This window comes from Sulfolobales archaeon (genome assembly GCA_038897115.1).
Taxonomy (GTDB): domain Archaea; phylum Thermoproteota; class Thermoprotei_A; order Sulfolobales; family AG1; genus AG1.
Window position 1 is genome coordinate 1 of record JAWAXC010000027.1, and the last position, 23069, is coordinate 23069.

The window sequence follows — 23069 nt, forward strand, 5'->3', positions numbered from 1 at the left end:
ACAGCAATCACAGCAATCGCAATAATAACAGCATCAATGATCAGAACAAGAAAGAAACAATAGAACCGGTTAGCGAGGCTGCGGTAATTACTGATACTGCGGTAATTACTGATACTGCGGTAATTACTGATACTGCGGTAAGGTAGTGAGGTAACGCTATGTGATTAATGTGGCATTTTATTTATATACCCCGTTAGCAATGTATGTTTTGGTGGGTAGATGATTAAAGATCTCCTCGGGTACAGGTTAATCGATTCCGTGGTGAAGCAGATAGGTATTGAGAGGGCTGAGCTGTTGGTGCAGGGGATACTCGCTGATCATTATAACGAGCTAAAAGCATACCTCTTCGAGCACGGATTTACATTGCTCAGCGAATTCCTCGAGAGCGATGTCGAGAAGGTATCATCTGTCTTCTCATATATGGCACTTACAGCTGCCCTGCCACTACGGCTCGTGAAAATAGATAAAGATAACATAAAAAGGTTTGCGAGGAGAGCTACGGATGTTTATGAGTGGCTATATGGTACATATGAAAAGCAGCAACATGCTGCGACACATGTTAGTGTGTTCCTGAGGTTCTCACTAATGCGTGTTATAAATCTACTTGATATGCTGGCAGATGGGAAAATAGGCCCTGACGATATCAGGAGTATGGATGTCTACAACGCGTTCGTGGTCGGATCCTTTTTAAAGGCTGTAGCGATATGCGATATATACGAGAAGACCAGCAAGTACATGGGGAGCGGGGGTTCATGCTTGCCACCAGATATAGCTATTTTGTTCTCGTACGCCCTGGGAGAGCCCCTTACAAAGACGATCCCAGAGATAGTTAGTGTTAGGCTTGTGAAGTCAGATGTAGTGCTAAGGCTATATATTATTGACATGGGGGTGAGGAGATGATCGAGCTGAAGATACATGATATACTCAGGTATTTGTGGATAAGATTTGTTGATGATACAGATATATTTAGCATAACAGCGAAGGACAAGATCTTCTACACAGCACCGACCGATATATATTCCGCAGTGATCAGGGATCTCTTCTTCGAAACATCCCTACACCTACACAGGTATAAACTAGGTATGGTGGAGGGTGTGGGAGTTGATCTGATATCAACGTTAAAGGACACATCGATAACAAAGACAGCCGGGCTCGCCATGGCAGCGGTATATTGCCTGATGAACCTCGGCGTTGCAAAATCCGTGGTCAGGGCTGACGAGCTTTTGAAGGAGGTTCTGTCGATCTACGATGCACTCGGGGACTATAGGTATATATTCGATCGCAGGACGGGATTTGTTGTACCTATTCTTTCGAAGAAGGGGAGGGATGCCAGGGATAGTCTCAATATGCTGAGACTCGGCATAGCAATCAGATCACTTGTACTCGCGAACATGTTAAAAGAGACACTTGGGGAGAAACTCAGCATGGATCTCGGTGTGCTTGCACTCGAGCTATTGAATAGCCTAGTCAATAGCCCAACACCAAGGGTTAGGGATCTATTCAGGCACTATACATTCGAAATCAGGTTTAAAGACGAAAACAAAAGAAGATTATATGCACATACATATATATTGAAACTAGCAACACAGCTGGGATAAGCTTTGGACTTCAACAATAATTCGGCTTAATCTTTAGGGGTGGTTGGTTGGTTGAAGGGCCCAACTATATGTGTTGAGAGCCTCTCCGGATCCGCCGCTGAGAATCGACAGCCACTATGTGTTCCATTCAGAATAGACCCCGGGGTCACTCTTGTGCTTGCGGGGAATAGCTATGGTAAGTCCTTTGCCGCGAGGATCATCCACGAGATCTTCGCATATACAGGGAATCTACAGAGCAACGTCCTGGTCGAGGAGCACAGGGTAGAGGTTGAGAAGGGTAAAGAGGTTACGGTGGCGAGGGTCAGGGTTCACAATCCAGGCGAGATCCTGGATCTCTTCAAGAGGTACATGCTCTTCAACTTCGACCAGGATAACCAGTACAGCGGTCTCGGGATCTTCGTATCTGAGGATGCGATGAGATATGTTGCTAGAAACAAACCAGCCCTTACAATGTTTCCGGAGACACCGAGCACGTTCCTTGATAGGATGATCGATGGTGCGTTGAAGACCTTCGATATTCTTGGATTCGATAAGGAAGCAAGTGCTAGGATTAAGAAACTGCTTGAGAGAAAGAAGAGGATATTAGATGCATTTGCAACAGAGCCAGGGAAGAGGAGGATAAAGCCACGGGACGCGGATGAGGTTGCTGCACAGAGATTGCTTGAGGAGCTGAAGGAAGAGGCTGATGAGCTGAGCAATAGGTTGGATGAGCTTAGGTCTGAGCTCGCAGCGATATCCGAGATCGATATAAACACTATATCGAGGGAGCTTGAGAGGAGGAAGATGAAACTTAACGAGCTGAGGAATGAGAAGAGAAGGATTGAGGAGGAGCTGAATAGCGTGGCATCGAAGCTCGGGATCAGCGTAGATTATAACAATCTGGGGGCATTCGCAGACACAGTATCTGTGTATAGATCTAGCATTGAAAAGAAGCGGAGGGAGATAGAGGAGGAGATCACAACAGTAGAGTCTATAATGGCGAGGGTGAAAAATGCCTCGGACACGGTATCAAGCATGGTTGGAAATGTTGTTATAGATGATAAGGAGAAGAGGGTAAAAATACCGCAGCTCGAGACAACGATTGCTGTGATCAAGAGTAAGATCAACGAGATATCGAACATAAAGCTATACGGTGGTGATGCTGAAACGATTAGCGATGTTAAGAAAAGCATTGATGACGCGGCATCTATGTGCACAAAATATGGGGATGCATGCAGAGGTCTTGATTCACTTGCATCGTTATTAACAGTTGTTGCCGATATGCTTGGTAGAGCTGAGATAAATACCAGAGATCTTGACAATGCTGTGATCAGGCTGAGGTCAGCTGTTGATGATCTTGAGAAGGCTGCTGAGAGGCTTGGGAGAGAGCTGTACACAAAGATCTACAGGGATGTCATTGCAATCAAGAAGGAAGCCCAGATTGTGCTATCTAGCATCGAGACAGTGCTGAATTCGCTGAGGAATGAGAAGGAGAAGCTTGAGAGCAACAAGATCGATGTTGATGTCTCCTCACTGGTGGATAGATATAGCACGTTGACAACGGAGATCAGCAGGGTTGAGGAGGAGGTAAAGCGTCTCGAGGAGGAATATAGGAAAGCCCTAGCTAGTGCTAGCGATGACAGGAGGAAGAGGATTGTGAATGAGATAGAGTCGATCGAGAGGAGGCTTAAAGAGATCGAGAGCCAGATAGCGAAGATCGAGGCTATGAGGTCACCGAAGGATGAGGAGGCAATAACAGATGAGGATCTCGGGAGCATCAAATCATATGTGGACGGCTGTAAAGCTATATTCGAGAGGTTCTATGAGACGCTTCTGACAAGATATATTGAGAGCAACAGGGAAAGGGTTCTCAGCCCGAGGATCATGAGCACGAGCACATATATATCGTACCTAGTATCTGTGTCGGTTGCGTTCAACTATCTCCTGAACCGCTTCCTATCAGACTATATAAGGATCCGCTGGGGCTTTGACGGGTCAATACCCCTGATCATCGACATACCAGCTGCATATGATACCGAGCATCTGAAGACCCTTGTAGAGCTGCTATACAGATACGCAGTCGAGAACAACGTGAGGGTATATATATTCTATGTCAGCGACAGGCCATTGGTGATCAATATAGGGAGTAAGGAGGAGCTGGATGAGGCTCTAAACACCCTCCAGACGATCTAAACAGCTAGTTTATATCCCCTGGGTGTTTTCTCCAAGAGCTTGTTCTCTGTGAGTATCCAGTATAGTTTCTTCTGCTTGTCATCTAGTGAATCCTCTCCCTTCTTCTCAAGCACATCGAGGAATGTCTCGAGGTAGTCCTTGTGGATCAACAGCGTGTCCGATGACCCCTGTATCACTATCGCTCTTCCGCTCCTCTTTATAGCATCTATTATCCTTGCCTTTGCATCACCCCTAGCCTTGATCTCAGATGCGAAGATATAGCCCTGCTCTGCTAATATATCTATTGCAGTCTTACCGCTACGTTTAGCCCTCCTCTGTCCCTGTCTCTCTCCCTTCCCCTTTCCTGATCTTATTGCCTCCTCGAGTGCCTCGATCCTCTCGATTGTGTTTGAGAGCATTGTCTTTAGTTGCATAACAACCGATTCTATCTCCTCAAGCTTCTCATATACATCAGTTATTTCCACATCAGCCCTAGATACTCTCCTCCTAAGCTCAGGCATATATACCACCCAATCTATATGCCATAATTAGCTTCCACCTATTCTGTATCTTCTATTCTATATGAGATTTGCTGTTCTAGTTAATTATGGCATACAGACTCCCACGTACCTCCATATCTATCTTTTAGCTCTCTTATCATTGTGTGTACAGCGTATGCAAGGTCTCTGGAGACTATTGCTATTGCTGCCTCTAGCGATTCCTGTGAGCTTACATTCATGCTGCCAACTATTACTGTGTCATCTGCTGCGTATACCTTCATATGAAGAGATCTGCCTCTCGAAAGCCAGACATTGACGCCTCTTCTCCCGAGCACCCTAGCTGTTCCGCAGTTATATCTCTTTGCATTCTCTCTAACCCCGTCTAGGATTACCAGGACATCAACGCCTCTCCTAGCAGCACTGATTAGTGCTGTTCTGATCCTTGCTGCGGCTGGGCTTGACCTTGTAAGGGTTATCACGAACGAAGCCACAGTAACTATCCTCGATGCGTTCTCAATAGCAGATGCTATTGTCGATAACACAGACTGCTGTGAGAAGCTGGATATGAGCGATACCCTGGGGCAGGAGTCTATGCAGAAGGGGCCTAGGCAGAGCTCCTCGAGACCCATGATCCCCAAGATGGTTTCGAGGAAAAAGGGCTTTTACCACGCTGATACATAGCTGGATATCTATGAGCACTGCTATAGAGTCGATGCTGTCTATAGCAGCCTTCGTACTCCTACTCTCAGCGGTAGCAGGTGCCCTCACAATCGGATTCTCATCGTACTACACATCTATATCCCTCTCAAAGGATATAGTTGCCAAGTCAAACGAGAGGGTTAGGGCCGCGGCCATGTTTATGGGTGTAAACCTCTATGTCGGTGTGAGGAACACAGGTGTTCTTGACGAGACCATAACCAGGATCTATGCTATATATCCATGGTATGGTAGCTGGACAATCTGGAGCGGATCCCTAACCCTATCGCCTGGCAACTACTATATATTCGGGCCATTCCTAACATATACAGCACCTTCGCATGTTGTTGTTGAGACATCGAGGGGTGTCTTCGCAGCAACCCCGGTATATATCCTCTCCACGGGTGGTGGGTATATAGGTGCGGCGGCACCAACAGATCTCTGGCCCGAGACCTTCGCAGTAAACCTCGGCTTCGTATATATGACTATCTCGACAACCGGGTATTTCATAGCGTTCGCAACATATTCAACCAAGAACCCATATGGATCCGATGTGTTCTCATCAATAGCACCTGTATCGGAAATCACCAAGGGGCAGGGAAACAGGTTCACCCTCGCCCAGATCTCCCAGACAGGCTGGGCAACCCATGAGGCCGCAGCAGTTATGAGGGATAACAGGAAGGGGTATTTCTCGGGGGTCTCGATGAGGGTTGCCGGCTGGTATCAATCCCTCGATGTAGCTGTATGTACTGGCTATGCATTCGAGACCGAGGCATCGTTTCCAGCGGTGCTATCCGCCTCCCCCGGCGGTGTTTTCATGAGGTATTCAAGCAGGGGATCGCTGAACCTGACATACTTTGATGCTGTTGTTCTCAGCAGAACAATAGATCCCAGATATGTTGCCACAAGCCTGCTCAGCGGATCCTCTGGCACATCCATGAGCCCGGGTGCCGGCGGCGTTGTATACCTCGTTGTCCTGAGGTGCTTCAAGATCAGCTATGAATATCCGAGGCAGATGTATATAGAGGTCAGGAGCGGCGGGTATAGCGATTACTACCGTGTATATGCTAATGGTCAGTACCTGGGCTTCGGGATAGCTGTTCAGCTAAACCCCGTGATCACTGGGACGCCTACGTGGGAGACCGGGTATCCTGCTGTAGCTGTTAGCTATATACCTCCGGAGACCCTTCTAGAAATGACACTCCTATCATAGGGTGGGATATTTGGAAGCGGCGTCCGCTGTTTTGATCACAGCTGTGGCTGCTATAGCTATTGCGATTGCTGTCTCTTCTTTCTACGCTATACAGTACTCGCTATCTGTGTTCATAGTCCCATCCTCCATAGCATGTGTGTACTCAGCAGATAGATTCCCCGATGGCACGCTCAGAATATCTGTTAGCGTTGCGAACACGGGCGGGGCAGCAGCCACGGTATCCGCTGTGGCTGTTCTAACAACACCTAGTGGCTATTACTTCTTCGAGAGCAATAGAACCGTGATACCCGGTGGATCTACATCGATAATGTATATATATGTCCCGCCCCCGTACAGCACATACGGATCTATATACCTTGTAGTCGCATCATCGATCGAGGGTGTGTCCGCCAGGTGCAGGGGATAAAAACTATTCTATTTTTACCTCCTTCTTCTCCTCTCTCGCTGTGCTGTTTTTGAGCATCTCATCCAGGATCTTTATGTTTCTCTGTCTAGAGACAATAGATCTATATGTTGAGACCAGCCTTGCAAGCTGTCTATCCATTTCAACATGGTTCTCAAGCTCTTGGAATAGATGTTCGAGGGGCTTCATATAGATCCACATGGCTTCGCATCTGAACATGGATATCGCTGGTGACTTTACACTCCTGCCCGGCACGACTAGGGATGTGATTGCGAATGTCTGTGTAGATAGTATCGCTGATAGTATATCCTCCACCTTGTTCGGTATATAGCCCTTCTTATGGAGCATGTTCAGAAGATCCGTGTATATATAGCTTAGCTTTGAGAGAACAGAGCTATATGATTTCGCGATCGTCTGTATAATCCTCACCCTCGCCATCTTCCCATCGATCTGAAGCCTAAGATCTAGTAGGTTTGCTGTTGTGCTTGTGTATTTACCCACAACATCACCTAGCTTGAACTTAATCGGCTTTACATAGTAGTCCCCGTACCACCCCTCCTGGATCTTTGTTAGTATCGCTGATATCTCCTCCTCAGATGCCTCCCTATATCCTGTCATGTAGTCCACCATATACTTATCTCCTGTTGGTGTCAGCACTGCATCTACATCCTCCTGGATTGCTACTATCGCTCCTCCCCCAACGACATCGTAGATCTCTGACATTATATCGTAGCTAGTCATAGCGGGGTCGCTGAGGATCAGTGTGTGTTCGATCAATTCGTTGTTATCTGAGAACGCGTATAGTATCACCCTCTTCTTATTATAATAATCTGTATATATCGTTGCATCGTATACATATAGCATGTTGGACACCGCATTACTCTATCTTTGTTATTAATGTCTTCCCAGCCTCCTCCTTAGCTGCAGACCCTCCCCTCAGGGATCTCACTAGGTTCTCCCCACCAGGCATCATAGCCTCCATATCCTCCAGCAGCTTGTCCCAGCAGCCGCCGCATGCAGCGTCGGCCTTCCTCAGGATCGATGTGAAGTCTATGAACACATATGGTATGATCAGGTTTGGCACGCCTAGCATCGGGTTCGTTATCACATCTATGCCGTCCTCAGAGCATGTCCGTGCCTTATACAGCTTGCTAACCCAGTGGATCCATGGGCTCTCCCCATTACCCCTCCTGCTCATCATAACGGTTCCAAGGAATGACATGAGGTCGTTGAACAGGATCATCAGGTTTGTTGTGCTCATCCTCCTCTGAACGATGTAACACTGCTCCCCAACCCTAGCTTTTATAATGCCCGCTTTCGGTGGCTGGATCAGCATTCTAACGGCTAGCTTAGCACTAGATATAACGGCAGATGCCTCCTCCAGAGGGACTGGCTCTGGCTCTGAGAGTAGCTCTACAACCCTTCGAGACTCTATCCTAGCAGACACCTTGACAGGGGTGAAGCTCTCTATATACCTCGATATCTGCTCGGCGGCGTCTGCATATACATCCACCTGCATCATAGATCCATTGACCACTGCCGCGGCAGCCCTCCAGGGCACGGTAGTTGGTTTTGCGATGTCAAAGACCAGTATCTCCATCTCAGACAAGGGGATACCCAATCAATAGATTGAAAAAAGCTAGGTTTGCTAGAGCTTTGCCTCTTTTTTCTCTATGCACATCAGCCTCGCATCCGCCGCCGCTAATACGAGGCGGTCGTATTCATCTGGTACTAGTCGCGAGAATGCATCTATTAAATCCTCGTATCGGATATCAAGGCAGAGTAGCCTTGCCATCAAAGCAGTTAGATCCACCTCTGATGACTTCGATATCTCATCCTTTATCTTCCTGATCTCCTCCTTGTATAGATGCGGCCTATCCCTCCACTCCTCAGGCACGCTGATCATCAGGTTGTCGAGCACAGCGAGCAGGGATCTCATGCTAACTATAATCCTAGCAGCCTCTGTCTCACCAGCCCTCCCACCCGCACCAGCACCGGCTCCTCTAGAAGCTGCTGCCAAAGCCCTCCGAATAGGTGCAGAGCACGGATAAGGTTATGCGGCTCTGACCTCTTCCTCGCCTTGGTGGTGGTTTTGCTGGATTGAAAGTTTAAAAAATCATGCTAAGATCTTCTTGTTTTCTTCGAAGAAGCTGTGGATATGAAAATAGCTATCTTCTCGAGCTCGTTTCTATGGTTTCTCAGCAGATGCTCCTCCTTCTCCTCATCACCTGCTATGCTTGCACCGCAGATAACACATATATCTATATCACCGTATGGCTGGAACAGGGGCGGGATTCTATATGCTATCTCAACCATTCTTCTGGAGCCGTCTCCACAGATCGATCTATATGTCTTTATGATATCCTCTATATCCTCGTGATCGCTCCCCGGGTATTTGTCCAGGCCGGATAGATGGTCTATGATCATTCCTAGGATCTTGCTCCTGCCTGAGGAGGCTATGAGTGCCAGCCACCTTGCACAGCTGTTGCTCATGACCCCACCCCATGTAAACATGGAATATATAAGCTGGGCAGCAATGGCAATCTAAGACTCCAGACCGCCCATCACTGCGATGGGCGGGGGGATATTGAAAGGGCATTACTGGGTGGTGTGAGATTGAGGGGTCTGCGAAACAATCCTTCTTATCTCTTCGAGTATCTTCTTCACCTCATCCACCTCCCCCCTCAGCTCCTTCACCTCCGAGGCTAGCTCCCTAGCAGCTCTCTCAGCCGCGGCGGCCTTCGCCTCTGCTGTTGCAACCCTCTTCGTAACCTCCTTAGCCCCTATTGGGATCACCAGCCTCGATGCTCTGAAGAGCCTCCTCGCAAGTGTCTCCGCAGCCTCTGGGGTTATAGTCATCTCCACAACCTCGTAGTCCCCATCCCTGATTATATCTATCTTGTGCCTCGATATCCTCAGAACTATAGACCCATCCCTTACAAAGACATCAATCAGATATGCGTCCTGCCTGCTCAAACACACCACACCTATAAACATCCTGGAATAAGTGAGATGCTGTAACCCCTTAAACATGGGCTATCTAATGGGTATCTATATGGGTGTTAGGGATGCTATAAGGTTCCTCGTGGCAAAGGCTATGTGTGGGAAGGAGAATGTGCTCATGGCTCTGATGGAGTATGCCAGGTTCAGCGACAGTCTCAGCGTGATAGCCGATCGATACGGTATCTCGAAACACACACTCAGAGGGACTATGAGTAAGTTGAAGACGCATGCAGGTAACAACGGAGTAGCCATAACCCTTATCGAAAAAGCCATCCCAGAGATCATGGGTATGGGTGTTGAAAGGGTTATCGAGACGCGAGACGGCATCCCATATTGCAGGCGGTGTAGAACCTATATAATCAATGTGTTTCCAGAGGATCACCTTGTTAAGAAACACCAAGATGAGCTGGATAACATAGTATCCGAGGTTATAGAGAGGATCAGGTCTAAGAGAAATTCGAATGTCAGAGCAGTTTCTGCATGATCTATATATTCTCTGTTTCTGAGCACCGTTCGCCCGAGAGCGGTTTGAGCCGCCCTCGGGTTCATCTCGGTCTCCCCGGGCCCCTCACCGCGGTTCAACCACGGATCTCGGAAACCCGGGGTCACCAATACATATAGCTTATCTGGATTATAAGTTATTGGAGCACCCACCCTCCATAACCCTGTTTATTGCTCTGTAGAACGAGCTGAAGGATGCCCTCATACCGAGTCTGGATAGGAATTCGAGGAAATCCCTCTCCTCGGACACGAATCTCTTCCACGCAGACCTGATAGACTCCCCGCCTGCTATGCTTGCAACATATCTCTCCTCAATCCTTCTACACGCCTCCACAGCGTTGCCGACATACTCTATATAGTATTTCAGCATAGATGGTGCCGGGCTTCTAACATTCCCACCTCTACGCTCTATACTCCCTTTACTCTGGGCTGTCCTCTCGATCGCAGCTGCTATCGGCTCTAGCCATGCCTCGGCAGCCCTTCTGGATATCCTGCATGCCTCCAGGATAACGTCTAAGCCCTCTGCACCCTGTATTCTTACGCATATGCCTCTCCTCATAGCGTCCACAGCTGCCTTTGCAACCCAGCGTGCATCTACTTGATCCTCTATGCCCGATATAACCATGTTTTCATCTCCGACAAGCATGGCTATTCTAACAGCTGTTTCAAACAGCCTCTTCCTGGATCTCTCGCTATCGGTGCCCCCATACACGGCTATGCATATATCGCTGTCAATGCACTCCGCTGGCGGGCTGCTGAGGGATAGCACGACAACCATTGTTTCAGCCGCCAAATATTTTCCTCTGAAACAATTGCTTGTTACTCTGGGGATCTCTGAAACAATGAATGTTACATTTGTTGATCCTCTGTTTCACCGATCCACCATTGTTTCACCCTGAAACAACGAGATCACTGAAACAATGGGTCGCCAAGCTATATGCTTAAGCGGCATGCATAGATTAGTCGGGGGTATCTCTGAGCTGGTTCTACACAAACATAGGTTTGAAGAAGCTCCACAGCCCATACTATATAAACGATCTCTCTGTTAGGAGCCCAAGGATCATGACAATCCCGGAGCCAGGTTCAGGGCTGCTCATACCTGTGAGCTCAGGCATAGTCCCCAGGGATGTCGATAGGTACTCGATATACATCGGTAACACGAAGATCAGGAACCTTCCGTACTACTACAACCCATTCGCACCTGTGAACCCTATGTTTGCTATACTGGGGAGCCCTGGGTATGGGAAGAGCGAGCTTCTCATGAACCTCATACTAAGGCTCAAGATGAGGAACCCGATAGATCCCCCGGTGATCATAATAGATCCTCAGGGGGAGTATAAGAGGGTGCTGAGCCACTTGGCAAGGCTGGGGATACACGGTGTGGAGCTCAGAGTGGGTGTGGACTCGTATCTAAACATATTCGACAGCCCTGAGGGTGTGAGCTACCAGTTCTGGGTATCCAATGTTGTTGTCCCATCTATACGCGAGGCTCTCAACATAGCACCTGGACAGGCTGCTAGGATGGATTCCCTTATGAAGAAGATCATCTTCAAGGTCTATCACCATCAGAAGGGCTACAAACCATCGGATCCCAGCACGTGGAGGGAGGTTCCAACCCTTCTAGATGTTGTGAGGGAGATAAGGAGCGAGATAGCTGAGGAGGAGCAGAGGAGGGAGCAGAGGAGGAGTAGGGGGAGGATCCAGAGCCTCAACTCGCTGTACGATAGACTCGGCAGATGGGTATTCGGGATCGGGACTGACTACTTCTCAAGAGCAGCATCTATACCGATTGCACAGCTCCTAAACATACCAGTTACCGTTATAAATGTCAAGCATCTCGAGGCTGAGGCCAGGAACCTAGTTATACTATATATATTCAATGTATTATACCAGCTCATGAAGACAATGCTCCCGGTCAAGAACACAATAAGGGTTGTGTTCATAGTCGATGAGGGCTGGATCCTTCTTAAGAAGACCAGGAGCGGCGAATCACCCCTAGAGATCCTGATCAGGCAGGCTAGGAAGTATGGCTTCATGGTCGGTGTTGCTACTCAGAAGTTCGATGATCTCAGCGAAACGATTCTAAGCCTTGTTGGAACCCTCTTCATCTTCAACCCAAACGATCCGAAGGTGGTGGACTACGCTAAGAAGGCTGGCGTGCCTGAGAAGACTGCTAAGGAGATACTTAATCTTGAGAGGGGATGGTGCCTCGTAAGATCCCTATGGGCTACTAAGACAAATGTTGAGAACCCGAATGCAGCCTTCTTCGTCAAGGTTGACAGCGAGGTAGACCCGGGGCTGAACATAGTATCGCCCAGGACAACAACACCTACGCAGTTTGTGAGGCTATCAGAGTCCATGGCCCTTATAAACGAGTTCACAATATCTGACTAGATAGCCAGGATGATATATAATAGTTGGCAAACCTCGCCTTTGAAGGCGGGGTTAGATTTTTAAGCCCCCAATCCATTTGCTAGTTAGTAGCCCCCATAAAGGGGGGTAACGCCCGAGACCCCAGCGAAACCCCGCCTTTTAAGGCGGGGAGGGGGTCATAGCATCTTCATAGCCTCCTCCGAGAGCTCTGAGCATGAGTCCCTGTCGATCAGCATTGATTTTATCTTCATCATAGCCCTCCTGATCAGCGGCTCCAGCCTCCTCCTGACAGCCTCTGTAAGCATCATAGCTGTGTCAGAGCCACCGCTTGATCCCTGGCTGGAGAGGGGGTCTATAGCTATGGAGTAGTGGGCGTTGGATGCAAGGTCTATGTAGCTGACCGTCATATCATATCTACACACAGCGTCATTGAAATCTATCTTGATCGATATATGCTCATACCCCTTCTCAGCATTGACAAGTATAAACGAATCAGGGGCTACCGTGGCTGAGCACCCGTCTACCCCGAGCTCGAGGAGCGGTCTGCATAGGAACTCAGCAGCACTATCCTCATACCACCTCCTGCTTATAGCTATCTCCATATCCAACCCAACATATCTCCGGCGAAAAGCGTGTTGCTAGCTAAATCCCTGCGTGGAATCTCTGGTGGTGCTGCTACATGCCATTCCTACCATTCCTGAGAAAGGGTAGGGGCTCTTCGGAGGCCAGATCATCGGAGGCTAAGAAGGAGGTGGTGGAGGAGGCTGCACAGAGGCAGCAGCCCCAGCCAACTGCGGGCTTGGATGAGGGGCCTCTCGTCATAGCCTTCTCCTCTACCAAGGGTGGGTGTGGGAAGAGCCTTCTAGCCACTGGATCTGCTTTCATAGCCTCTGCCGCCGGGGAGAAGGTTTTGATCGTGGATCTAGATATAACGAATATGACCGCAACAATGATAACCATTGGGAGCCTCGGTATGAGGAGTGAAGAGCTCTATAGCAGGATATATAAGAGCGTGGTGGATATAAAGAGATTCTCCTCTGTAGGGCTTCTGAAGGAATCGCTCAAGATATTGCAGGCGATGGAGCAGAACAAGAGGCTAGTCATAACCAAGGAGATCGGCGGGCCACCCTTTGTCAGAAGCGATGTCCACGGCCTCTTCATACCAGCCCCTGGGACTGAGCATAGAGAGCCTGTTCCACTAGCATATCTAGGGGATATATATTTCATCCCAGCCGCTCCCCTGAGCATAGCTGAGTTCGAGAGGGAGAGGTTCTTCGATATGCCTGCTGATGAGCTGAACGAGCAGGTTGCTGCTATGGTTCAGGTTCTGAGGAAGATCGCTGGTGAGCTAGGGATCACAAGGGTATTCATAGATCTCCCTCCAACGGATAGGCTTAAGATCCACAAGCCATCCTACAAATGGATCCAGGTGGCTGCTGAGAAGAGCGACACCGTCTTCCTGGTGACGGAGTATGTGTCATCTGGGGAGGTTACCCCGGCGGAGATCATAGGTTTTGTCGGGAGCTTCAGAGGGTTTGACGGGATTGTCGAGAGGAGCGGTGGGATAATAGTGAACAAGGTAGACCCATCGATCCTATCCGGCTCAGATGGCTTCACATCGACGAGCATATATAGCTTCCTGGGCAGGGGCTTCCCAAAGGCATCCTCAGCCGGCAAGATCTACGCTGTCCCCTACGACCCCTCTTGGTCTGAGTATAAGCAGTACACCTCAAGACAGATCCACCCGATCTTCATAATGTTCAGGGGAGCCGGGGCAGCACTGACGAAGATCCTGCTGAGGGAAGGGGTCATAACAAGGGTTCCAGGGTCTAGATGATGCAGGGGACAGGGAGCAGGGGTTTTCTAGAGAGGCTAGGCCCTATAGTTGGCTTCGCGTTAATGGTCTCGATGCTCATCATATCCCTCATAATCTATTTCACACCCCCACCAGTATCTCTTAGATTCGACACGGCATCTATAGAGCTCACCGAGAGCGGCTATGTCCTGAGGGCTGTTCTTAGAAGCCCCAACCAATCTATATACATAACGGGCGTCGACATCGGTGGATCCACTGTTCTAGCCGGTGTTTGGGCTAGACCAGGCGAGTTTGTCTCTATACCCCTCAGGGTGTCCTACCCACCGCAGTCCCTCTATATATATTCTTTTGGATCTAGGAGCAACGAGATAAAACCATATATCGAGAAATATAGCAGCGGGCTGTGGGGCGTCTACTCGGTCAATCTAAATGGCAAGGGATACATAGCTATCAACGCAACATCAACCGAGAGGTATGTTGTCATCGCTAAGGGTGTGCCCGATGGCAGGGCATGCTATGTAGTCCCTGAGAAGGGGCTTGCAAGGGATATATCCAGCTTTGTCCCGGGCATAGACAGGATCGATGCCTCGTCATCCCCACCGGTCTCTGTTCTCGCCAACTGCACGAGGATAGCTTTCCTCGACTCCTACCCATCAATAGATCTCCTCTCCATCATAAGGAGATCCTGGTATACACCCACGATATACATAGGGTTCTCGGGCACCGAGGGTGTTATATCTCCATACGAGATCTATGTCTCGAACAGCACGCTGGCTGTGAGGCGTGGATCTGGCTTTGACTATCTCTTCAACAACATATCATGCCTGAGACCCCTAGCAGGGGAGAGGCTCTCGATCTCCGGTGACAGGGAGCTGGCCATAGCAAGGATCCTGGGCTCCGGCAATCTCAGGCTAGCGTTCTTCCAGCCAGTTGCCAGCTGCATGTCACAGGTGCGATATGTATTCATATCATATGCCAGTGGGTTGCCAGCTGTTGTATATCTATCAAACCACGTGGCCGTCATAGGTGCTGGGACACCTGTTGGTCTTGGATGGGCAGCCCTTCTAGACCTCCTCTCAGACGATATCAACCTGATCAGTGTTTTCTATGGAACACCTTATAGGGGTATAGCTTTCTTCGGCCCCCTTCCACAGTATAAGAGGGTCGGGGTTATAGTGATGACCCAGAGCGGGGATATCCTGGGTGCTGGTGTCTCTAACTCGGTGTCTGTGGAGGCTAGATGCTCCAGCGATATCTGCACCGCAGCCATAGGTGTTGGGCTCCCCGCCTCCGACTCCTACCAGCTTGAGGTCTACATGGCATCCTATAACTCATCTATCCTCGGGCTCTTCTCAAGGGCATATGGTAGGCCCCCCTTTTCAATAGATCTTCCGAGGACTGAGGGTCTATATATAGTGAGGCTCTCGGGCCCGGATAACCTGTATCAAGCCGCTCTGGGCTATATGGAGCCCCCGAGATATACATACGAGCTCAGCCCGATCTACGAGTTCTTCACCCTGAGAGTAGCGTTGAAGGAGTCACAGGCTAGCTTTACAAAGACGTGGATGGTTATATCGGGGTTCTCGGTTGATGGCATGGATATCCCGAGGCCTCCCGGGCCATCTGCTCTCTATATATATAGCGGCCCTCTCGTGGGCTATATAGAGGTTCCTGTGAGCCATATATATGAGGATCCCAGGTTCTTCCTGTCAATAGCTGTGCTGGCTATCTTCACAGTAGCTGTTATAGCCTCTATGAGGGGGAGGTATAGGAGGGTTGAGAAGCAGGTAACACTCGTTATAAGGGCATCTCCCAAGCCCATGCCGAGGACTGGGGATGATGTCCTCCTGGCAGCTATAAACGCTAGATATGGATGCACAGATGATATTGAGGTATCATCACCATCACCGACCCCAGAGGCTGTCGCGGCGATATATAGCTCTATAGAGTCCATGGTTAGCGAGAAATCAATAGAGGCTCTATCAGCATACTCTGAATCTGGGTTGGTCATCGCCCTCTCGCTCCAGAACCCATGGGGCTGCCTTCTATACAGGCTTCTAAAGAGGAGTGGAGAGCTTGTTGGCATACCGGTTGAGAGGATGTTCAGGGTGATAGATGCACAGGGCGTCTCCTTCCTCTCCCTGGCAGATGCAGCTGCAACCCTTGGAGAGCCTCCCTCAGCATCTATCAACCTGTATTTCTTCCAGAGACAGCCTGGCGAGGCCGGTGTTGTGGAGGCTCTCTCAAGGCTTCTATCAGCTATATACATGATATCCTCTGCGTATTCCGATTTCAACGCGAATATGGGGCCTGGAAGGATAGCGGCTCTATATCTCGTGCCTCTCCCAGATGACTATCTAAGGGCTGCCTCGCTGCTCTACGGCTTGATCCCGATAGAGATAGCCGATCCAGAGGAGTATGCCAGGGAGTCATCCAAGGTGAAGGCATCGATAGAGGCTATGCTACCACCACAGGCTGTCAATGGAGCATCTATCCTGGGTATCAGGGAGAAGGCTGTTGAGATGCTATCACACTTTGCAATCGCAGTCGCACATCCCCTGGAGCTGAGCTCAACATTCACATCCCTACACACATCCAGGGAGGATGCCAAGATCGCTATCGAGTTCTCAATAAACTACCACTATATATTATATAAGGTATATTCCTCTAAGGGGATCTAGTGCTTTGAGAGCTTATACATTTATCCTTACTTAGTGGATGGAGATGGAGGGAAACGGCAGGGAGAGGAGAAAGATACTAGTACCGTGTAGGGATGATGATGTGGACTGCATGGACACCCTTCTATCTGGTATTATGACTGAGTTAAAGAACATAACACTAGATAACATAATAAATGATAGGCATGTGAAGATATCTGTGGAGATCGATGGTGAGCCGGGTAAAATCAGGTACGAGGTTCTGCTAGACAAAAACTGGAGATTAATTGTTCCTAAGGATAGCCTTGACTGGGCTATGTCTATTCTTGAGGGGCTAGGACTGCTTAGAAGAAGAGCTATTTCCCCGCAGAACCATGTTGATCGGAGGAAGAGCCTCGGGATAATATAGGTTTATATCCTAGGAGCACCTCAGAAGATCTTGTGGTTCTAGCCAGCCTCATCACCTCTGAAAAAGCCTTTTCAAGGGATTCTACAGCTATATCCATGTATATCCTCTGTATAGTCCCCTCTGGATATGGCTGTCCATCGATCAACCCGTGCTCCATGATAGGCTCTGGGGATGTCTCCTCGCTGAATAGCCTCTGAAGCCTCGCCTGTGCCTTTGAAACCCTGAATATCTCGGGCAGAATAGATATTAAAAGACTAACTAGTCTTCCCCCTCTCGGCTCTCTCGACATATACTGCAAGTAGCATCAGCCTTCTGAACCTCTGCTGAGCCATAGACCTTATCATATCTATGCATCTGCTGTTCCCGCTTAGGATGCAGTATGCCAGGGCGAATACCTCTGCTATCGTCCTGCTCATCCTCCCACTCCATATCTCCGTATGCCTCATTGCAAGGCTCCACACAGCATCACCAGGGATCCCGAGCTGGCTGGACAGCTTCAGCACAGCTGCCATTACATCCTCGAGGAACTCATCATATGTCATTCCCTGCCTCTCCCTATTTGCTCTCCTGGATATCGGGCTGCTATGGGTTATATCTGAGTATGAGTATTGATAGGCATATCGATCCTCTGTGAGGGATCCGCAGGAGCTACACACACCATAGCCAGTCCCCTGATCATATATAACCCTTCCACCACAGAACCTGCATTCCAAGGCATATCCCTGGATCATGTTGCTGGATACCCCACCAACACCTATCTCTTGAAGTATATCGGGTAGTACTTCTTCTCATCCTTATCCTCATAGCCTATTAGAACCCTGTATGTGCCTAGGTAGTGGTTTGTATACCTCATCTTCTTTATATATGCTATCCTCTTCAGCTCCTCACCCTCCCTAGAAGGTGTTATTAGTTTGAACTCTATTATGCCTCCAACAGCATGCTCTATCGGGAAGCCATATGTTGTACCGGTCGTGCTCGAGATCTGGCTCACGAGGATCATCGTCGTGTGTATAGGTGCCCTATCCCTGTCGCCGAATGAGTATCTCCTCAGCACAGACTGGATCTGGACTCCGAATCTCCTGGCAAGGACAGCTGCGGATGAGAGGTATGTCGATATGCTGTCAGCCACTATGAGCATCTTCACAGGCTGTTGCCCCCCAGCCTTCGAAGATACCTTCGACAGCAGCATGTCAAGGGCTGCTAGGAATGTCTCTGGGCTGTATGGGCTTACATATCTCCTCCCCTCCTCACCCTTCCTCTTCTCCCTCTCCTCAGCCAGGTGCCTCGATACCTCTGTGAAGGCATATGCATCCACAAATACCGGTGAGTTGAGATCTAGATCCCTGTCCACCCTGAAGTCCTCGAACCTCGGTAGCTCTATACCAACGCTTCTAGCCTGCATCCTGACTTGGTACGAGTTCATCTCGCTGGAGATATACGCAGCGATCATCCCCTGAGCTATTGCATCGGCAAGTATATTTATAGCTGTGATTGTCTTTCCAGAGCCGGGCGGGCCGGTGAGGAGTATCAACTCTCTCTCGGGGAACCCGCCCTCTATATCCTCGTTCAGCTTCGGAATCGATATCCTTATCCTGCCAATCTCGAAGCCCCTCCCCTCTTTAGCCTCCCTCCCCTCTCTGACCTCTCCCCTCTGCCCCTTCTGAGGGGCTGGATATGCATGGACAGACATAGACCCACCAAAAATATACTGCAATTTGGAAATGCGTTCCAAATATTCCTCTATTCTAATGGGTATTGGCTGATGGTTGTTGTGAGCTTCAAGATACCAGACGATATGGTGTTGATGGTCAGGAGATATGGTTCTGGGAATAGCTTCAGCTCCCTGGTTAGAAGATGCATCAGATCATGGATCAGGAGCGGCTATCCACTGACCAGCGATGCCAATGGATCTAGCCTCGTTGTTAGGAGTGTGAGGCTCGACGAGCACGAGTTAGAGGCTCTGGACACCGTTGCTGAGAGACTCGGGATATCCAGGTGCATGGCTATCAGATCAGCATTGTGCTGGTGCATAGAATCCGGCAACGGGGATAATAAGACAACATGGTCGATCAGGTATGTCTATCTAAAGCTCTGATCATTTATACAATGCTTATACATGGATAACTAGATGGATTACCATGACTCTGGCTATATCTTACCAGCCTGCGATGCCATCGATCCCAGCCAGGGTGCTCTCAGGCGTGTACGAGGTTGCCAGGTATCTCGTGAGTCTCTCGAGGAACATAGCCAGGGGCAGGGCTATCTATGTCTCTATAGATGTTAGGGGGATGGATCCAGAGGTTGTCAAGGAGCTAGAGTCTCTATTCGAGGAGCTCGGTTTCAAAAGAGCATCGGGCTTCCCAGGCACCGGGGTTGTTATAAGGGTGAGCGATGGAAAGCTGGTTCTTGATGTTCATATAAAGGGTGTCTCGGATATAATTGCCTCAATCCCAATCCACGCCGTGCCAGATCTTGTAGAGACTGTGAAGAAGATCTCTAAGAGGGCAGCGCAGAAGGCTTCGAAACAGAAGCAGCAAGATCAGCGGACTCCTCAAGAGCAGCAAGCATCTCACTAGTTAGAAGACCCCTCTCCTCTAGATATATAGCTGCTGCAACACAGTGCTTGCACAGGCTCCTCCACCCCCTCTCATCACCAATGGCATAGCTCGTCATTATGGCTGATGTGCATGTGCATTTAAAACCCTTCCCACTCACAGCCACGGTGTAGAAAGCCGGGGCTCCCCTTTTCCTGGACTCCTCGGATGATCTGAAGTAGAAGACATAGTACGAGCCACGATCACTTATATATTCAAGCCTCTTAAGAGCCTCAACACCCCTCTCATATAGCCTCAGCATCCCCCTCCCAACAAGGATCTCCCTGACCTTTCTATGCATATCAACACCCCACATATAGGCGGAACCATAAGCCATGCAACAATAACAGTATCCGACCCTGCCGGGATTGAAAGGAATTGGCTAGAGATACGCTGTGATCGTTTTTACGAACCCCATATCGACTGATGCTACAGTGGCCGTTACTATCACCGGCTCTGTGGCACCCGTTGGGAACGGGATCACTATTGAAACGCTCGAGGAACCCTGGAGGATCCTTATACTCTGTGCACCAAGCGAGGATGGGGTTATTGTGATGACTTTCGGTGAGGATCCGGATGACTGTGCAGAGGCATACATGATATTAGATATAGTTGCGTATCCACCGCATGTCCCCGAACATGTTATTACAATTGTGCAGACAACGATCCCGGGGTATGTGTATCCAAATGGGTTCTTGATCCTGTTGCATGTCATCGAAGCATCAACGGATCTGTTGAAGCTGCTTGCAAGCCCACTCACAAGAGGTATCAAGATGCTCTGGGCTATTATGATGGCTGCTATTGTAACACCTATGAGGAGGAGAGATGCATAGATCTCCGATACCGCTCTCAAACCCATACCCAGAGCAGATACCATATATCTAAAAGCGTATAGATCGGATTGAGAGATATCTATGCTGGTACAGCAATAGGTCTCTCTTCTGTTGTCTCTTCACCGGCCTCTCTCTCTAGCCACCTCCTCCTAGCCCCCGGGTAGATCTTCTCCGCAACATACCACGTGGCTGAGAGGCATGCCATGAGGCTCCTAAGCCTATCCCTTGGGACACCTGCTGCACTTGCTATCCCTTCTATCGGGACATGGATCCCGTGTATCCTGGAGGCGACCTTTATAGATGCGACCGCGTATGAGTAGATCCTAGACCTCCTGACAAAACCACCCCTCTCAAGCCCATCGGCTATTGATGATGCTGTTGCAACGACCTCCCTAGGCAGTCTAAGCCTCCTGGCGATCCTGAGCACAAGCCCTGCAAGCTCCCCAGACCTCCCCCTCTGAAGATCCGTGTTCGATGGCTCTAGATCCGGTGCTAGGTAGTTCTCCGGAAGCCTCTCCTCGATCACCTCACCGCTATCCTCACAAACAAGTGTCCCAGAGAAGCTATCATAGACAATCGATTTACACATCAGCCCCACCGAGGATAGACCATAATAAGGGAATCACTCCTCATAGGAGGTAGGCTGCTCCCGAGTAGTGGAATGCTTATACCGCTTCGTATATGATCTGGTGGTGGCATGGATAGGGAGAGGACTCTACTCCTGGCGGTTTTCATAGTGTCATCGCTGTGTGGCGGGATCCTGAATACATATGTTGCTTCACAGCGGTACAGCGTTATGTATATGTGGGGTGACTGGGCATATATACCGGATGGCGTGTATCTAGTCAGGATATACAATGGATCCCTTATGCTCGAGAGAATGCCAGACCCCGTCTTCATATTCGGCACACCCTTCATAGGCTCCAGACCCCTCGGAGATAGATCTGTGCTTTTCTTCTACAGCAAGCAATGCGGGGCAACAAACGCGTTCAAGGATGTTCTGGAGAATGTGTTATCGAGGTACCAGGGTATAGAGATATATGTAACGGCGTGCACAGACCTCTCAGACCCTGCCAGGGGGTGCATGGACAGGGGTGCCAGGGGGTTGGTAATGGCTATGGGTGTTAATGGCTCGTTCCCATTCACCCCGGATATGGTTGTTGTGAGGGGCGGTGAGAAGCTATATCTCCATGACTTCGCAGCTAGATACGCATCATCCAACACAACAATTGTAGAGCTCGTCATGAGGTTCATAGAGGAAGCAACGAGATAGTCTACACTCCTTTTTCAAGCTCCATCTTCTTTCAATCTCCCCCCGCCCAGCAATGCTGAGCGGTCTAGGGTCTGATATTATTATTGCTGCCAAGGTTATATATTCCATGCTCAGCCCTTTTTTCACGTTTCGTCTTAGGGTGTGCTGTGCACAGCCAGATCAATGCAGCTAGGAGGAGGTATTCAGCCGGGTCATACATAGAGCTCGAAGGATTCTTCGATGAGAGGGCTGAGGAGATCGCGTCAAACCTAGATGCCGAGCTCAGGGGCAATGGGTATCTAGATGCGGATGATGTGATCGAGATGTTCAGGGGATACGGTGTGAGCAGCCGGTTCAGATCCAATGGGTTTACTGCGGAGCATTCAGGCCCCATACTAACATACACGGTCGATGAGCTTGTCCTAGGAGAGGATCTGGATCCCATGAACGTTATCTTCAGAAACGTGAGATACGTGGTTATCACGAGGAGGATAGAGCCGAGGATATACAGCATATCGAGGTATATCTTTAGGAGGGACTTTAACCACATAGGATTCATAGTGGGGCTCATGCTGGCTGTGAGGGACTACCACGATGTGGCGTGGCTCGTGAGATCTGCTCTGAGGAGGAGGAACATGGATACATACTCAGCAGCCCTAGCCGCTGTAAAGGAATATACATACACATATGCTGAGAAGGCTTTGAAGGGAGATAGAGAAGCAGCTGAGGAGATCGAGAGGCTCGCCAGGGAGTTCGAGAAACGAGGAATCCTACATCTCATCATGCTATAGAAACCAACTGACCACCATATATCTATTTTGATAGTTGGCAAACCTCGCCTTTGAAGGCGGGGTTAGATTTTTAAGACCCCAATCCATTTGCTAGTTAGTAGCCCCCATAAAGGGGGGTAACGCCCGAGACCCCAGCAAAACCCCGCCCTTTAGGGCGGGGAGGGGGTCATATCTATATCTTGGTGGGTGTATGGAGGTAGCAAAGAGGATCCGGGGAGATGATAGGGATATAACTGATGAGATCATTTCTAGGATGCATGAGTATAAAACAGACCTTGG

At 49.3% G+C, this 23069-nt stretch carries 29 protein-coding genes; 14 read left to right on the top strand and 15 right to left on the bottom strand.

Annotated elements, in window-relative coordinates:
* Positions 1-219: 219 nt before the first annotated feature.
* From QXE01_05000 to QXE01_05010, 3 genes are read left to right on the top strand one after another with little or no spacing between them, the layout of a single operon-like run.
* The gene (locus QXE01_05000) at positions 220-900 is read left to right on the top strand and encodes a hypothetical protein (protein ID MEM4970590.1); all 681 of its coding nucleotides are present in this window, start codon (positions 220-222) and stop codon (positions 898-900) included.
* Entirely contained in the window at positions 897-1598 is a 702-nt protein-coding gene (locus QXE01_05005; GenBank protein MEM4970591.1) for a hypothetical protein, read from the top strand. The genes QXE01_05000 and QXE01_05005 overlap by 4 nt, the downstream gene beginning before the upstream one ends.
* A gap of 51 nt (positions 1599-1649) precedes the next feature.
* Positions 1650-3770: a hypothetical protein gene (locus QXE01_05010; protein ID MEM4970592.1), complete on the top strand. Its 2121-nt coding sequence runs from the start codon at positions 1650-1652 to the stop codon at positions 3768-3770.
* Here the strand turns inward: QXE01_05010 and QXE01_05015 are convergent.
* Entirely contained in the window at positions 3767-4270 is a 504-nt protein-coding gene (locus tag QXE01_05015) for a hypothetical protein (GenBank protein ID MEM4970593.1), read from the bottom strand. The two genes, QXE01_05010 and QXE01_05015, sit on opposite strands and share 4 nt — an antisense overlap.
* Before the next feature lie 80 nt (positions 4271-4350).
* A complete protein-coding gene (locus QXE01_05020) occupies positions 4351-4878 on the bottom strand; it encodes a phospholipase D-like domain-containing protein (protein ID MEM4970594.1) in 528 nt (175 codons plus the stop codon).
* Between the two features lie 62 nt (positions 4879-4940).
* Between QXE01_05020 and QXE01_05025 the strand changes: the two genes are divergently transcribed.
* Positions 4941-6158 (top strand): hypothetical protein, encoded by a 1218-nt coding sequence (locus tag QXE01_05025; protein ID MEM4970595.1) that lies wholly within the window; start codon positions 4941-4943, stop codon positions 6156-6158.
* A 10-nt stretch (positions 6159-6168) separates the two neighbouring features.
* The gene (locus QXE01_05030) at positions 6169-6564 is read left to right on the top strand and encodes a hypothetical protein (GenBank protein MEM4970596.1); all 396 of its coding nucleotides are present in this window, start codon (positions 6169-6171) and stop codon (positions 6562-6564) included.
* A gap of 3 nt (positions 6565-6567) precedes the next feature.
* Here QXE01_05030 and QXE01_05035 read toward each other — a convergent pair whose 3' ends face one another.
* From QXE01_05035 to QXE01_05055, 5 genes are all read right to left on the bottom strand, one after another.
* The gene (locus QXE01_05035) at positions 6568-7425 is read right to left on the bottom strand and encodes a hypothetical protein (protein MEM4970597.1); all 858 of its coding nucleotides are present in this window, start codon (positions 7423-7425) and stop codon (positions 6568-6570) included.
* A gap of 13 nt (positions 7426-7438) precedes the next feature.
* Positions 7439-8170, bottom strand: a complete 732-nt coding sequence (locus QXE01_05040; GenBank protein ID MEM4970598.1) for a hypothetical protein — start codon at positions 8168-8170, stop codon at positions 7439-7441.
* Between the two features lie 39 nt (positions 8171-8209).
* Positions 8210-8581, bottom strand: coding sequence for a hypothetical protein (locus tag QXE01_05045; GenBank protein ID MEM4970599.1), 372 nt, complete (start codon positions 8579-8581; stop codon positions 8210-8212).
* Between the two features lie 101 nt (positions 8582-8682).
* Positions 8683-9054, bottom strand: a complete 372-nt coding sequence (locus QXE01_05050; protein MEM4970600.1) for a hypothetical protein — start codon at positions 9052-9054, stop codon at positions 8683-8685.
* 105 nt (positions 9055-9159) lie between these two features.
* Positions 9160-9537: a hypothetical protein gene (locus QXE01_05055; protein MEM4970601.1), complete on the bottom strand. Its 378-nt coding sequence runs from the start codon at positions 9535-9537 to the stop codon at positions 9160-9162.
* 67 nt (positions 9538-9604) lie between these two features.
* On the opposite strand from QXE01_05055, the gene QXE01_05060 reads away from it, so the two are divergent.
* Positions 9605-10048, top strand: a complete 444-nt coding sequence (locus QXE01_05060) for a hypothetical protein (GenBank protein MEM4970602.1) — start codon at positions 9605-9607, stop codon at positions 10046-10048.
* A gap of 147 nt (positions 10049-10195) precedes the next feature.
* Here the strand turns inward: QXE01_05060 and QXE01_05065 are convergent, their stop codons facing one another.
* Entirely contained in the window at positions 10196-10858 is a 663-nt protein-coding gene (locus QXE01_05065; GenBank protein MEM4970603.1) for a hypothetical protein, read from the bottom strand.
* A 269-nt stretch (positions 10859-11127) separates the two neighbouring features.
* On the opposite strand from QXE01_05065, the gene QXE01_05070 reads away from it, so the two are divergent.
* Positions 11128-12459, top strand: a complete 1332-nt coding sequence (locus QXE01_05070; GenBank protein ID MEM4970604.1) for an ATP-binding protein — start codon at positions 11128-11130, stop codon at positions 12457-12459.
* A gap of 155 nt (positions 12460-12614) precedes the next feature.
* Here QXE01_05070 and QXE01_05075 read toward each other — a convergent pair whose 3' ends face one another.
* Positions 12615-13040, bottom strand: coding sequence for a hypothetical protein (locus QXE01_05075; GenBank protein MEM4970605.1), 426 nt, complete (start codon positions 13038-13040; stop codon positions 12615-12617).
* Positions 13041-13117: 77 nt separating this feature from the next.
* On the opposite strand from QXE01_05075, the gene QXE01_05080 reads away from it, so the two are divergent.
* From QXE01_05080 to QXE01_05090, 3 genes are read left to right on the top strand one after another with little or no spacing between them, the layout of a single operon-like run.
* Positions 13118-14275 (top strand): AAA family ATPase, encoded by a 1158-nt coding sequence (locus QXE01_05080; protein MEM4970606.1) that lies wholly within the window; start codon positions 13118-13120, stop codon positions 14273-14275.
* Positions 14272-16935: a hypothetical protein gene (locus QXE01_05085; GenBank protein MEM4970607.1), complete on the top strand. Its 2664-nt coding sequence runs from the start codon at positions 14272-14274 to the stop codon at positions 16933-16935. The genes QXE01_05080 and QXE01_05085 overlap by 4 nt, the downstream gene beginning before the upstream one ends.
* A gap of 43 nt (positions 16936-16978) precedes the next feature.
* The gene (locus tag QXE01_05090) at positions 16979-17320 is read left to right on the top strand and encodes a hypothetical protein (protein MEM4970608.1); all 342 of its coding nucleotides are present in this window, start codon (positions 16979-16981) and stop codon (positions 17318-17320) included.
* Here the strand turns inward: QXE01_05090 and QXE01_05095 are convergent.
* The 3 genes from QXE01_05095 to QXE01_05105 are packed head-to-tail and all read right to left on the bottom strand — an operon-like array spanning position 17268 to position 19010.
* Positions 17268-17609, bottom strand: coding sequence for a hypothetical protein (locus tag QXE01_05095; protein ID MEM4970609.1), 342 nt, complete (start codon positions 17607-17609; stop codon positions 17268-17270). The two genes, QXE01_05090 and QXE01_05095, sit on opposite strands and share 53 nt — an antisense overlap.
* Complete coding sequence (locus QXE01_05100; GenBank protein ID MEM4970610.1) at positions 17575-18051, bottom strand: TFIIB-type zinc ribbon-containing protein; 477 nt, start codon at positions 18049-18051, stop codon at positions 17575-17577. The genes QXE01_05095 and QXE01_05100 overlap by 35 nt, the downstream gene beginning before the upstream one ends.
* Before the next feature lie 23 nt (positions 18052-18074).
* Entirely contained in the window at positions 18075-19010 is a 936-nt protein-coding gene (locus QXE01_05105; protein MEM4970611.1) for an ATPase domain-containing protein, read from the bottom strand.
* Between the two features lie 72 nt (positions 19011-19082).
* Between QXE01_05105 and QXE01_05110 the strand changes: the two genes are divergently transcribed.
* Positions 19083-19415, top strand: coding sequence for a hypothetical protein (locus tag QXE01_05110; protein MEM4970612.1), 333 nt, complete (start codon positions 19083-19085; stop codon positions 19413-19415).
* A gap of 43 nt (positions 19416-19458) precedes the next feature.
* The gene (locus QXE01_05115; GenBank protein ID MEM4970613.1) at positions 19459-19896 is read left to right on the top strand and encodes a hypothetical protein; all 438 of its coding nucleotides are present in this window, start codon (positions 19459-19461) and stop codon (positions 19894-19896) included.
* On the opposite strand, the gene QXE01_05120 is transcribed toward QXE01_05115, so the two are convergent.
* The 3 genes from QXE01_05120 to QXE01_05130 all read right to left on the bottom strand — a co-directional run bounded on the left by QXE01_05120 (position 19817) and on the right by QXE01_05130 (position 21336).
* Positions 19817-20215 carry a hypothetical protein gene (locus QXE01_05120; protein ID MEM4970614.1) on the bottom strand — a complete coding sequence of 133 codons (399 nt, stop codon included), beginning with the start codon at positions 20213-20215 and terminating at the stop codon, positions 19817-19819. The genes QXE01_05115 and QXE01_05120 overlap by 80 nt on opposite strands.
* 81 nt (positions 20216-20296) lie before the next feature.
* Entirely contained in the window at positions 20297-20767 is a 471-nt protein-coding gene (locus QXE01_05125) for a hypothetical protein (GenBank protein ID MEM4970615.1), read from the bottom strand.
* A 59-nt stretch (positions 20768-20826) separates the two neighbouring features.
* Positions 20827-21336, bottom strand: a complete 510-nt coding sequence (locus QXE01_05130; protein ID MEM4970616.1) for a hypothetical protein — start codon at positions 21334-21336, stop codon at positions 20827-20829.
* A 108-nt stretch (positions 21337-21444) separates the two neighbouring features.
* On the opposite strand from QXE01_05130, the gene QXE01_05135 reads away from it, so the two are divergent.
* Both QXE01_05135 and QXE01_05140 read left to right on the top strand, forming a co-directional pair.
* Positions 21445-22020: a hypothetical protein gene (locus QXE01_05135; GenBank protein MEM4970617.1), complete on the top strand. Its 576-nt coding sequence runs from the start codon at positions 21445-21447 to the stop codon at positions 22018-22020.
* Positions 22021-22166: 146 nt separating this feature from the next.
* On the top strand, positions 22167-22790 hold the full coding sequence (locus tag QXE01_05140; GenBank protein ID MEM4970618.1) for a hypothetical protein: 624 nt from the start codon (positions 22167-22169) through the stop codon (positions 22788-22790).
* The last annotated feature ends 279 nt before the right edge of the window (positions 22791-23069 follow it).

What these genes read in the sequence shown, in the direction of transcription:
- QXE01_05000 (MEM4970590.1), top strand. Translation starts at nt 220, where the DNA reads ATGATTAAAGATCTCCTCGGGTACAGGTTAATCGATTCCGTGGTGAAG.
- QXE01_05005 (MEM4970591.1), top strand. Translation starts at nt 897, where the DNA reads ATGATCGAGCTGAAGATACATGATATACTCAGGTATTTGTGGATAAGA.
- QXE01_05015 (MEM4970593.1), bottom strand. Translation starts at nt 4,270, where the DNA reads ATGCCTGAGCTTAGGAGGAGAGTATCTAGGGCTGATGTGGAAATAACT.
- QXE01_05020 (MEM4970594.1), bottom strand. Translation starts at nt 4,878, where the DNA reads ATGGGTCTCGAGGAGCTCTGCCTAGGCCCCTTCTGCATAGACTCCTGC.
- QXE01_05025 (MEM4970595.1), top strand. Translation starts at nt 4,941, where the DNA reads ATGAGCACTGCTATAGAGTCGATGCTGTCTATAGCAGCCTTCGTACTC.
- QXE01_05035 (MEM4970597.1), bottom strand. Translation starts at nt 7,425, where the DNA reads ATGCTATATGTATACGATGCAACGATATATACAGATTATTATAATAAG.
- QXE01_05050 (MEM4970600.1), bottom strand. Translation starts at nt 9,054, where the DNA reads ATGAGCAACAGCTGTGCAAGGTGGCTGGCACTCATAGCCTCCTCAGGC.
- QXE01_05060 (MEM4970602.1), top strand. Translation starts at nt 9,605, where the DNA reads ATGGGTATCTATATGGGTGTTAGGGATGCTATAAGGTTCCTCGTGGCA.
- QXE01_05070 (MEM4970604.1), top strand. Translation starts at nt 11,128, where the DNA reads ATGACAATCCCGGAGCCAGGTTCAGGGCTGCTCATACCTGTGAGCTCA.
- QXE01_05075 (MEM4970605.1), bottom strand. Translation starts at nt 13,040, where the DNA reads ATGGAGATAGCTATAAGCAGGAGGTGGTATGAGGATAGTGCTGCTGAG.
- QXE01_05080 (MEM4970606.1), top strand. Translation starts at nt 13,118, where the DNA reads ATGCCATTCCTACCATTCCTGAGAAAGGGTAGGGGCTCTTCGGAGGCC.
- QXE01_05085 (MEM4970607.1), top strand. Translation starts at nt 14,272, where the DNA reads ATGATGCAGGGGACAGGGAGCAGGGGTTTTCTAGAGAGGCTAGGCCCT.
- QXE01_05090 (MEM4970608.1), top strand. Translation starts at nt 16,979, where the DNA reads ATGGAGGGAAACGGCAGGGAGAGGAGAAAGATACTAGTACCGTGTAGG.
- QXE01_05095 (MEM4970609.1), bottom strand. Translation starts at nt 17,609, where the DNA reads ATGTCGAGAGAGCCGAGAGGGGGAAGACTAGTTAGTCTTTTAATATCT.
- QXE01_05100 (MEM4970610.1), bottom strand. Translation starts at nt 18,051, where the DNA reads ATGATCCAGGGATATGCCTTGGAATGCAGGTTCTGTGGTGGAAGGGTT.
- QXE01_05105 (MEM4970611.1), bottom strand. Translation starts at nt 19,010, where the DNA reads ATGTCTGTCCATGCATATCCAGCCCCTCAGAAGGGGCAGAGGGGAGAG.
- QXE01_05110 (MEM4970612.1), top strand. Translation starts at nt 19,083, where the DNA reads ATGGTTGTTGTGAGCTTCAAGATACCAGACGATATGGTGTTGATGGTC.
- QXE01_05115 (MEM4970613.1), top strand. Translation starts at nt 19,459, where the DNA reads ATGACTCTGGCTATATCTTACCAGCCTGCGATGCCATCGATCCCAGCC.
- QXE01_05120 (MEM4970614.1), bottom strand. Translation starts at nt 20,215, where the DNA reads ATGCATAGAAAGGTCAGGGAGATCCTTGTTGGGAGGGGGATGCTGAGG.
- QXE01_05130 (MEM4970616.1), bottom strand. Translation starts at nt 21,336, where the DNA reads ATGTGTAAATCGATTGTCTATGATAGCTTCTCTGGGACACTTGTTTGT.
- QXE01_05135 (MEM4970617.1), top strand. Translation starts at nt 21,445, where the DNA reads ATGGATAGGGAGAGGACTCTACTCCTGGCGGTTTTCATAGTGTCATCG.